A 9942-nucleotide genomic window follows, 5' to 3' on the forward strand; every position below is an offset into this window, starting at 1 on the left:
GAAGCAGCGGTAGTTCATCATGCTAAGGAGTCCTGCCGCTGATTGCCTCTCGTTCAAGCCCGTTATGCGCTGGAGGGGCCTGTTTGCAGCAGATAGGATCCTGAGCGCCAGAAGATCCTCACGGGTACATCATGCCTATGAGGCCTAATCCTCGCGGAATGCGCGGTTGAAGCTATCCATCACAGGACGCAGCAGGTAGCCGGCTGCGGTGAACTTCCCGGTCTTGATCAGGACCTCGACCGGCATGCCGGCCATCACCTCGATCCCCGGCAGCGAAGACAGCGAATCCTCGTTGAGACGGATACGCGCCGTGTAATAGGAGCGCTCGTTGGTCTTGTCGGTCATGCGATCGGCCGAGACATAGGTGAGCGTGCCCGCAACCGGCGCAACGCGGCGGTGCTTGTAGGGCATGAGCCGCACCTGGGCCGGCAGTCCAGGATGGACGACATCGATGTCGTCGGGTCTCACCTGAGCGGTGACGATGAGGCGGTCGTGCTTCGGCACGAGGTCGAGCAATGGCTGACCTTCCGCCACGACGCCCCCCGGTGTCCGGATCCGGAGATCGGTGACGACACCGTCCTCAGGCGCACGCACCTGAGTGCGGGCGAGGACGTCCGCAGCAGCCTCGGAGCGTTCGGAGAGTTGGAAGACTAGCGCCTGGACCTCACGGAGGCTCTGAGCGATCTCGGCCTCCCGATCGCTGCGCAGCTTGAGGATCTGGGCATGGGCCTCGCCTACCCCCTGCTCGGCGCGCGCCATCTCTTCCTGCGCTTGACCTTGCCGTCCATCGATCTCGGCCTGCTCTCGTTCGAGCGCCAGCTTGCGCGGCTGGGCAATGACGCCTCTGGCAACGAGCGGAGCGATGGCTTCCATCTCTCTCTTGATGATCTCTGCGCGCTTCTTGGCGGCATCGACCTGATAGCGTAGCCCGAACATCTGGCGCGAAATCTGCTGCTGCCGCTGCACCAGTACCGCGAACTGCGACTGGTAAAGCTGGCGACGGCTGTTGAAGATGCGCTCCTGACCGGCCAGCATCTCGGCGAGCGCCGGATCCTTTCCCGCCGTCTGGCGCAAGGGAAGCGGGAATTGGATGGTGTCATGTCCGTCGCGTTCGGCCAGCAGCCGTGCCTCGCGGGCTTGCGCCTCGCGCAGCTGGCCCTGAAGCGCCTGCGCGGTCGCCTTGGCCCTGGTGTCATCGAGCTGGATCAGCGGCTGGCCGCCCCTCACGGCGTCGCCGTCCTTTACCAGGATCTTGGCAATGATGCCGCCTTCCAGATGCTGCACCGTCTTGCGGCTCGTCTCAGCCTCGATCGAGCCTAATGCGATGGCAGCGCTTTCCAGCGGTGCGGTGACCGACCAGATTCCAAAGCCGCCGATGAACACGGCCACGAGCCCGAAGGCGATCGACGTCAGCCACCGGATCCGCTTGAACGGTGTGGGCGGCGGCGGCGGCAGGACATCGGACAGGTCGATGACAGGAGATGTCCTGGCCATCACGCAGCTCCCTTGTCAGCCTGCTGGCTCGGCGCGGCGATCATCGGCCCGTCATTGACCTTCGGCATACGTGCTTCCGGTTTCGACTTCGCCTGCTGTACGACTCTGATCGCGGTGCGCCCCTGAGCAATCCGCTCGGCGATCTCGCGGCGCTCGCCATAGGCGTTGACCATGCCGTTGTCGAGCACGAGTACGCTGTCGGCGACCGACAGGATGCCGAGACGCTGAGCGATGACGATGATCGTCGCACCGCGGGACTTCATCTCGTCGATGGCCCGACGCAGCGCTTCCTCGCCTTCGGGGTCGAGGCTGGCATTCGGCTCGTCGAGAACGATCAGACGCGGATCGCCGAAGAACGCGCGTGCGAGCCCCAGCTTCTGGCGTTGGCCGCCGGAGAGCCGCGCCCCGCTTTCGCCGACATGGGTGTCATAGCCCCTGGGCAGCCGCATGACGGTATCGTGGAGATCCACGAGCCGGGCGGCTGCGATCACCTCCGAGGAGCTCGCCTCGGACAGGCGGGAGATGTTCTCCGCGACGGTACCGGCAAAGAGCTCTACATCCTGCGGCAGGTAGCCGAAGTAACGATGGCCGCCAGAGGCCATCCACACACCGACATCGGCCCCGTCGAGGCGCACATGCCCCGTGGTCGGCGGCACGGTTCCGGCGATCAGGCGACCAAGCGTCGACTTGCCGGCTCCGGAGGGTCCGACGACGCCGAGCACCTTGCCGGCGCAGACCATCATCGAGAGGCGGCGCACGATGGGTTCGGTCGATCCGGGCGGCACATAGGTGAGTTGCTCCACTTCGAGGAGGCCACTCGGCGCGGGCAGTTCCATGCCTTTCACCGGCGGCGGTGCCGCCTGCATGATGCGCCGAATGCGGTCGTAAGCGAGCCGCACGTTGGTGACGGCCTTCCAGGTGCCGATCGCGCCCTCGACGGGCCCGAGCGAGCGTCCGAGCAGGATCGAGGCGGCGAAGATCGCAGCCGGGCTGACATCGTGCCGGATCACGAGGAACGAGGCGGCCGCCATCACCAGCACCTGCGCGAGAAAACGGACGAAGCGGGCCGAGGCCTGGATTGTCGAGGCGCGCGCTCCCGCCGACAGCTGAGCCGCCTTGGCGTGCGCCTGCTCGTCGGACAGGATGCGTGCCACGCCGGGCAGCATGCCCATAGCGGTGATCGCTTCCACGTTGCGCATCAGCGACTCGAAGCGGTGCTGGCTCTCAGAGGAGGCCGCAGCGGCGCGGGCGAAGGGAGCGCGCGTCACGGTCTCGTTGAGCCAAGCGAAGCCGAACAGGATAAGGGAGGCCACGATGCCGATCGCACCCAGAAGCGGATGAACCAGGGTCATGGCGAGCAGGAAGATGGGCGTCCACGGCAGGTCGAAGAGGGCCGTGCAGGCAGAACCGCCGAAGAACTGGCGCAGGGTGCCGAGGTCGCGCCATGCCTGCGCAGCTCCAGCAGGGTCGGCCCGCAGCGCCGCCTGCACGGCAGCGGTGAGAACGGGAGCCTGCAGGCGCTCTTCGAGCCAAGCCCCGACGCGGGCGAGCATCTCGCGTCGCAGGGCTTCGATGACCGCGTGGAGCGCGAGCGCAAAGATGACGATGAGGGTCAGCATGAAGAGCGTGTCGAGGCTCTGGCTCGACAGCACGTGATCGTAGACCTGCAGTAGGTAGAGCGGCATGGTCAGGGCGAGCAGATTGACGAAGAAGCTCAAGCCCGCGACGAGGGCCAGCGAGTAACGACAGAGCCGGAAGGCGTGCTCCATCTCGGTCTGATGGCGGACCTTCATCCAGTTCATGGCCATACGCAGTCTCCGGACGCGTCAGTCGGGATTGGGCGGGCGCTCGCGCTATGCTGGAGCAGGTTGCGCGAGCGCCGATCCGGGGCCGCAGGAGTGTCACGGTCCCGGATTGCCGTTTCCGGCGCTTGGCGCATCGTGCGGACCCGGTTCTCCGCGCCCAACGATGCACCGCTTGAGAGGGAGCATCGGATCAATCCCAAAAGTGGAACCCACTTTTGGGTCTGTTGCTCTACACTCCGAAGCTGTAGTCCAAATCGCCGAAGTCGAAGGTGAACGACAGGTTAGCGTCCTGCGCAGCCTCCATGATCTGGTCTACATCGACCGTCACAGCCTGGTCTTGCGTGGACGTGGCGTCGGCGTCGTTGTCCTGGTCAAAGGCGAAGTCGCCGATGTCCTGGCTGGAGGCCGCAGTCCCGCCACCGCCCTGCTCGGTGTTGGACATGGCGTTCCCGGCCGCACTCGAGTCGATATTCGCGACGGCGTCGTTATCGGCCTCGGAGTGGGCGTCGCCGCTCGTGTCGCCGCTGTTCGCGTGGGCGTTGCCGCCGACCGCGTTGCCGCCCTGCGAGTCGCCGCCTGTGGTGTCGCCACCGGTGGCTGCGCCGGTTGTTGCGCTGCCGCCCGTGGTGTCGCCGACCGTCCCTGTCCCTGCGGCGCCAGCCCCGCCGATGCCTGCGCCACCCGTGCCGTCGCCGCCGTCGGCGGAGCCAGTCGTAGCGCTACCCGACGTGCCCGTGCCGCCCGTGCCAGCGCCCGAAGTGCCGTCGCCAGTGGTCGCAGTGCCGTCGCCGCCGTCGCCGCCGTCGCCGCCTTCAGCGTAGCCGCCGTCGCCGTCACCGCCGGTACCATCGCCGCCAGTACCATCGCCGCCGGTACCCCACTTGCCGTTGCCGCCCTCGCCGTACCCGCCTTTACCGTTGCCGCCTTCCCCGTCGCCGCCCTTGGCCCAGCCGCCGTCGCCTCCATCGCCACCGTCGGCGTCGGCATAGCCCGTCTTAACCCAGCCGGAATCGCCGTCGCCGCCCTTGCCGTCGCCGGTGTCAGCGTCGCCGCTGTAGGTGTCGCCCGCCTCACCGTCGCCGCCGTAGCCCTTGCCACCGTCGCCGCCTTCGCCCTTCGCGATGCCGCCGAAGGTCGGGCCTGTCTTGGCGTCGCCGCTATAGGTGTCGCCGCCGTCGGTGTCGCCGCCCTTCGACCAGCCTCCGTACAGGTCGCCGGCCTTGGCAAAGCCGCCATTGGAGTCGTTGTCGGCGATGGCCTTGGAGTCGCCATTGGAGGTCACGTCCGAGTCAACTTTCGAATCGTTGTCCGTCGTGGTGTTCGTGAAGGCCTTGTTGTTGGCACTGGCGTCGTTGTTGGCGAGCTGGACCGGCTTGTAGTCCACCTTGCCGAAGTTGTCATTATCCTGGTCGATGTCGGATTTCTGTTTGGCGTCGGTGTCGATCTTCTGGTCCTGCCATTGATCCAGACTGTTCTTCAACTCGACATCGAGATCGAAGTCGAACCCGAATCCGCTCAGGAGTTCTGATAGGTCTGCCATTCTCGCGCTCCTCAGGTGGTTGCAGCCGTCCCGTGGAGTTCCGGGGCGGTTTGGCAGAGCTTCCCGCATGCATGGCGAGAGAGAAAGTTGCCGATTCGCATGCCGCAGAATGGGTGAGGTGAATGTTCATGTCGCCCGTTCAGGCGATGAGCGCACATCTGCAGACGTCGCATTAGCTGACGGATCAGCCGATCCAATGAGTTTGTTGATGCGGTAATCCTTTGGGGCTATGTGCGCCGCAAATCCTCTAACCTGATGATCGATACCGGAAATTCTCGATATCTCGGCATTCTCACGACCAGAGAATGGAGCTTACCCCGAAGTAGTCCCCCATCTTATAGCGCTCGATTAATCCGTGTGAATGTTGACGCGGTGAGAGGATGGAAAAGCTTCCTTTCTCATCATGCGGGAGGCGGTTATGATAATTGACTTATACAGAGTGCCTTTGAAGCTCTCCGAGATGACGCGTCAGGAGCAATAGTCCTTGCGATAAGTTCAAGGCAGGCTTGATTTGAAACAAAGCTTAGCAGTTTGTTTGTTAGAAATCGGCATGAAAAAAGGTTAAAATAAGCGTATAACTATTGTAGAATAGCCTTTGCGTATCGTTTGCGCCTTCGGCGTTAAACGCCAAGTTACGTTGTATGCCGGATCAGGGGCGGGATAGCCCTGATATTAGTGCTTGCCCGGCCTTGGTGTCCGATCGTTGCGTGAGATCAGTCGCTGTAGGAAACGCAAAAATTCTTGGGAACCCATTCAACGAGATTCGCCTCACATGAAGGAGGGTTGTGATGCATTTTTCGTATGCGACACCTGATGGTGACCCGAATGGTATGAGTTCAGAGGCTCTCGTCATCATCGATGATGAACCATTCTCGCAGGAATGCCTCGTCCACGCGATAGGCAGTGCATTCCCTCGCATGCCCGTTATCGGATTTTCAACGGTCGGTGAATTCTCCCACGCCGAGGGGACGCCGGTTGGGCTCGTACTATTGAGGGTTCAGTCGCATTCACCCTCGGGAGGTCAGCTGACGAATGAAACCAGAGGCATCCTCCAGTACCACCCCGATGTACCGATCGTCATCCTCTCCATGTGCATGAAAATCAAGGATGTGCAGGAAGCAATCGCCATGGGCGTACGCGGCATCATCCCGATGTCCACCTCATTCAAGGTGGCAGTCGCCGCTCTGCAGCTCGTGATGGTGGGCGGCACCTATTTTCCGCGTTTTGCGAATGGAGATTTGCCATTCGCCAACGGGACCAAGGATGCGCGCGACTTGGTGCCGGAAGAGCATCAACCTCTTTTTCTGCCCCATGCCAGTCAACAACCCTATTTCGCGATCGTGGAGCAAACCGGAGACATGCTGAAGACAGAGACAAACGGCGCGACAGTCATCTTTACAGCACGGGAAATGGATGTGCTGGAAGCACTCCAGAAAGGATGGTCCAACAAGTGGATCGCCCATTCCCTTAACATTTCCGAGAACACCATCAAAGTGCATATCCAGCGCATCATGCGCAAGCTGCACGCCACAAACAGAACGGAAGCGGTCTTCCGGCATCGTCAGCTCAACGGCTTGAGTTAAGGGTCGTAACCCATTCAGGTGTCGTCCGTTGGGACTAGATCGGGTTATATCGACATCGTGACGGGTCGCCGGCATTACCCGCCAGATACGTCATGCTTGGCTGAGGCAGATCGATACCGCCTGAATGGGTGACTGGCGCATCGGCGCATCCGCGCTCTACATTGTCTTGTCCATAACGGCCGCGCGAGGTCGACGCCGATGCTGTCACCCGACAGGGGAACACGCAACCTGCTCCCGCTCCTGATCGAAAAGCAGGATGAAATCGTTCAGGCGGCCGACGATGGCGGCCAGGTTCGCCAGATCTCGGATTCCGGGCTATCGACTTCCGCTTCCTCCAATCCCATCATCGACCCTGCGGTGCCTCACGTGGGGCCGATCCATCAGGACACCGGTCCATCACCTCAAGGGAGCGCAGCTCCGGCGGCACAGAACCCGGCGGCACACGCCTCCTCGTCCTCAGTCGATCTGAATAGGGCGGATGCGATTGGCGGCGACCATTCAGCCATGAAGGTCGATGACAGCGGATCGGGCACATTCTCGGCGCATGCATCTCCCTCAGGGGCTGCCTATGGGACGGGTCTCATCCCTAACGGCGTCTCGCCTCACCCGACAGATGGCGGTTTCACGAACGAAGATCGGGAGCACCCTGGACACGCCGTGGAGGAGAGGGACGCAGACTCTCCGATGTCGAACCCAGCGGCAACCGGAATTCCGCCGGAGACGGCCACGCCGCCCGGGATACTGGCCTCAGCCGGTATCCCGATTGCGGTTCCGGACAGCGACGACATCCATATCGTCCAGACCGCCTTCGTGGATCAGGACGCGGAAGTGCTTCTCAATGGCTGGATGGGCGAAAGCAAGATCCGCGTCTTCATGGACAACGATGCCGACATGGTTCAGGACGCCAACGTTGAGCTCGACATCGACGGCAACAATCGCATGTTCCTGCGTCTCGACCAATCGATGACGATCGACCAGGACACCGAAATCGACCTCGATATCTATGAGGTCGAGGGCGTCCTCTATGTCGACCTCTATCTCAAGAACGAGGTCGATATCGCACAGGATACCGAACTCGATCTGATGATGGACGGCTGGAACGGCAAGAGCCAATTCTTCGTCAACAACGATCTCGATGTCCGTCAGCACGTCGATATCGACGTGGATATTGAGGACGAGCTCGAGGAGAAGTTTGCGATCAAGGTGGCGATCGGCGTGAAGCAGGCTATCGATGCCGACCAGGATGCGGATATCGACGTCAGCTACGCCGATAGCGGTTTCGGCGTCGATGTCGATGCCATCCAGACAGCGACGATCGACCAGGACACGACGCTCAGGATCGACTTTTCTGTTGTCTAGCGCATCGTACGGAACAGCGGATCCCGTTCTTCGCCGACACGAACCTTCGGTTCGCCCGGACGATGCCCTGACAGGTGGTGCGGCGCCCCATGCCGATCATTGACTCAAGGTGGAATGGCGGGAAACAGGCGTCCGCATCACAGGAGTGGACCCGCGGCGGCGGGTCGTTGGCACCGAACTGATCGGGCACACCCTTCCCTATGAGATCGATGCAAAGACCGAGCCCGAGTTCACCCCGGCGGCCTACGGCGCATGATCGAGTTCCCGCTCATCACTCTCACGGGGTCCATCCAGCCATCGGCCCGTCCGGGTAAGGACGATCGAGCCGACGAGCCCCTCCCTAGCTCTTGAAGATAAGGCTTGACCTGACCGGTCGCCGTGTTCTCCATTTGGCCGTCGATGGCTGCCGCGCGCCCTTCATCATGCCTGAGGATCTGCATTGGACTGGGACAAGATCAGACTGTTCTACGAAGTCGTTAACGCCGGGAACTTCACCCGTGCCGGCGAGAAGCTCGGGGTCAACCAATCATCCATCAGCCGGCAGATCAGCGCCCTTGAGCATGAATTGAAGGTTCCACTCTTCCACCGGCATCCCCGCGGCCTCGTCCTGACGGAGCATGGCGACGTGCTTTTCCGGGCCGCCCAGGATATCCGCCTTCGTCTGGAGGAGACGCGTCAGCGCCTCACCGAGACCAGCGAGCGCCCTGCCGGCGATCTCAGGGTCACGGCGACTGTCGGAATCGGCGGCATCTGGCTTGCCCGGCGCATCACGGAATTTCTCGATCTCTATCCTGAGGTCCGCATCCAACTCATCCTCACCAACGATGAACTGGACCTCGCGATGCGGGAGGCGGACATCGCCATTCGCTTACGCCTGCCGGCTCAGCCCGATCTGATCCAGCGCCGCCTCTTCACCATCCAGTACCACGCTTATGCTGCCCATACCTATATCGAGCGCTTCGGGGAGCCGGAGAGCATCGACGATCTCGATCATCATTCCATCGTCAGTCTGGGAGGGGATCAGCCTTCCTTCATCCTCGGGTTGCATCGCCTGACGAATCTGGGGCGCAATCCCAAGGACCCTCGTCCCAGCCGTTTTGTGGTCAATGACAGCCTGGCGCTCCGGCAGGCCATCGAGAACGGAGCCGGGATCGGCATGGCTCCCGATTACGCGATGAGCAATAATCCACGGGTCAAGCAGGTTCTGCGCGACGAGCAGATGCCGACGCTCGACAGTTATCTCGTTTATCCCGAAGAGATGCGCTCCGTGGCGCGCGTCCAAGTCTTCCGTGAATTCCTCGTCTCCAAGGCGCAGCGCTGGGATTTTTGAATGTCCCTCGAAGCTGCAGCGAGGTCTCAACCTCATTTTCTCCACGATTCCCAGGCTAGTAGAACGTTTCCTCAAGCCCTCAGGGGATCACCCCGATGTCACGGTCCGTTCTTGCTGTTTTAGCCATTGCACTCGGCCTCCCCTTCCTGATCCTCCTGGCTCTCGTCTCTTCGGCTTCAGGGGTCAGCACGAGTGTGTTCACGCATGCGCTCGGCCTCGTGATCATGTCTGTGTTCCTGATGCTGGTCGTCTTTGAGATCAAGCGGATCGCGGATCTGCCGCCGGATGCGCATTGAAATCCGGCATCGCTTTCAAGCGAGCTTGAGGATCGAACGTCGGAACGCGATCCTCAAGTCTTCTAACTCCGATAGGAGAGGTGGTTTAAGCTGCGGCCCGTGACCGTTCCGGATGCTCCTCAGCCGTCGCTCTCTCGAGAGCCATCAGCAGAACTCCGATGTCGTCGTGAAGCAGATTGATAGCATTGCGCGCGTATTCGCGAAATTCTTGCTTGATGAATTCAGCCTCGCCATCCCACAGGCAATCTTCATACTCGGCATCGTAAAATGCACGAGCAACCAGCTCTACTTGATAATCCATTTATGCCCCGCTGCACCGTTCAGGTGGTTTGTTATCGCTTTGAACCTGAGGCGCAAATACGCATTTACATCGCCAGTCAACTGACCCGCCATCAGGACAAGGTCAGGTGTCTGGATGCGAGACCTCCTTGGCATGAGCGATGACCTGGAGGGCTGGCGGCAACGCGTCTGCATCGGGTGGCTTGTAGCGGCGGTTGGCGAGCTTCGGCTCGGCAGCCAGGCGGCTGCGCACCAC

General features: G+C 61.7%; 9 protein-coding genes and 1 pseudogene. 5 read left to right on the forward strand and 5 right to left on the reverse strand.

Annotation, left to right across the window (positions count from 1 at the left end):
- Positions 1-144: 144 nt before the first annotated feature.
- The 3 genes from FS320_RS10540 to FS320_RS10550 all read right to left on the reverse strand — a co-directional run bounded on the left by FS320_RS10540 (position 145) and on the right by FS320_RS10550 (position 4839).
- Entirely contained in the window at positions 145-1494 is a 1350-nt protein-coding gene (locus FS320_RS10540) for an HlyD family type I secretion periplasmic adaptor subunit (RefSeq protein ID WP_152711423.1), read from the reverse strand.
- Positions 1494-3302 carry a type I secretion system permease/ATPase gene (locus FS320_RS10545; protein WP_244627070.1) on the reverse strand — a complete coding sequence of 603 codons (1809 nt, stop codon included), beginning with the start codon at positions 3300-3302 and terminating at the stop codon, positions 1494-1496. Before FS320_RS10545 ends, FS320_RS10540 begins: the two co-directional genes overlap by 1 nt.
- A 226-nt stretch (positions 3303-3528) precedes the next feature.
- On the reverse strand, positions 3529-4839 hold the full coding sequence (locus tag FS320_RS10550; protein WP_152711424.1) for a hypothetical protein: 1311 nt from the start codon (positions 4837-4839) through the stop codon (positions 3529-3531).
- 788 nt (positions 4840-5627) lie between these two features.
- Here FS320_RS10550 and FS320_RS10555 point away from each other — a divergent pair.
- The 5 genes from FS320_RS10555 to FS320_RS10570 all read left to right on the forward strand — a co-directional run bounded on the left by FS320_RS10555 (position 5628) and on the right by FS320_RS10570 (position 9407).
- Positions 5628-6422, forward strand: coding sequence for a response regulator transcription factor (locus tag FS320_RS10555; RefSeq protein WP_152711425.1), 795 nt, complete (start codon positions 5628-5630; stop codon positions 6420-6422).
- 198 nt (positions 6423-6620) lie between these two features.
- Positions 6621-7781 carry a hypothetical protein gene (locus tag FS320_RS10560; RefSeq protein WP_152711426.1) on the forward strand — a complete coding sequence of 387 codons (1161 nt, stop codon included), beginning with the start codon at positions 6621-6623 and terminating at the stop codon, positions 7779-7781.
- A gap of 109 nt (positions 7782-7890) precedes the next feature.
- A complete protein-coding gene (locus tag FS320_RS45120; protein WP_153885297.1) occupies positions 7891-8037 on the forward strand; it encodes a hypothetical protein in 147 nt (48 codons plus the stop codon).
- Between the two features lie 183 nt (positions 8038-8220).
- Positions 8221-9111 (forward strand): LysR family transcriptional regulator, encoded by an 891-nt coding sequence (locus FS320_RS10565; RefSeq protein WP_152711427.1) that lies wholly within the window; start codon positions 8221-8223, stop codon positions 9109-9111.
- A gap of 95 nt (positions 9112-9206) precedes the next feature.
- Positions 9207-9407, forward strand: a complete 201-nt coding sequence (locus FS320_RS10570) for a hypothetical protein (protein WP_152711428.1) — start codon at positions 9207-9209, stop codon at positions 9405-9407.
- An 85-nt stretch (positions 9408-9492) separates the two neighbouring features.
- Here the strand turns inward: FS320_RS10570 and FS320_RS10575 are convergent, their stop codons facing one another.
- Both FS320_RS10575 and FS320_RS50690 read right to left on the reverse strand, forming a co-directional pair.
- Complete coding sequence (locus tag FS320_RS10575) at positions 9493-9708, reverse strand: hypothetical protein (protein ID WP_152711429.1); 216 nt, start codon at positions 9706-9708, stop codon at positions 9493-9495.
- A gap of 102 nt (positions 9709-9810) precedes the next feature.
- Positions 9811-9942: pseudogene (locus tag FS320_RS50690) on the reverse strand (IS481 family transposase); the annotation flags it as partial.

Source organism: Microvirga tunisiensis (genome assembly GCF_009296175.1).
Lineage (GTDB): Bacteria > Pseudomonadota > Alphaproteobacteria > Rhizobiales > Beijerinckiaceae > Microvirga > Microvirga tunisiensis.